Genomic DNA, 634 nt, shown 5'->3' with positions numbered 1-634 from the left:
GGTGTCGTCCGCGACAGCGGGCGCGGCTCCGAGCGCGCCGAGCAGCAGCGCCGCCGTCGTGGCTGCCGCCGTGACGAGGGCAGCGGTTCGAGGATGGGAGGGATGGGAATGGATCGGGTGACGTCGCGAACGCAACAGGGTCTCCTAGGGGTTTCAGCCCGCGTACACCGCGCCCCTCCAACCAGCCCCCTCCGGGCGAGATGGTGTGCAGTATCGGTACGCACCGCCTACCCGGAAGGGCGACGGCCAGGCCACAGTCTATACACGAACCGGCGCGGATCGTTGTGGAACCGAGATATTCAGGACGGATCCGCAGGGTCCGGCACGACCACCATGCTGCGGATGAACCGCATCTTCCCGCCCACCTGCGGGATGCTCTCGACCCGCTCGACGGTCACGGGGACGAGACCCTTCGTCGCGTGGCGGAGCTTCTCGGTCGCCGCGTGGATCCCCGCCTGCGCATCGGGGGCGTCACTCGGGATGCACCGCAGAGTGACCGAGTAGTCGGCGTCCTGGACGATCTCGAACTGCCGGATCGACAGCGGCGCGTCGTCGAAGATGTGCCCGAGGGCTCCCGCGATGGTCGTGCCGTCCGGCAGGCGGACCGCGTCGGAGGATCGGCCGGAGATGGCCC

General features: G+C 69.4%; 1 protein-coding gene. It reads right to left on the bottom strand.

The features are described from left to right. Positions 1 to 299 precede the first annotated feature (299 nt). Positions 300 to 634, bottom strand: a 335-nt coding sequence (locus KZA10_RS17000; protein ID WP_218683489.1) for a hypothetical protein, incomplete at its 5' end; no start/stop codon positions are given.

The sequence above is a fragment of the Microbacterium sp. BF1 genome (assembly GCF_019279095.1).
Lineage (GTDB): Bacteria > Actinomycetota > Actinomycetes > Actinomycetales > Microbacteriaceae > Microbacterium > Microbacterium maritypicum.
Note: the sequence above shows the minus strand (reverse complement) of the source record. Positions and strands in the feature narration are given on the sequence as shown.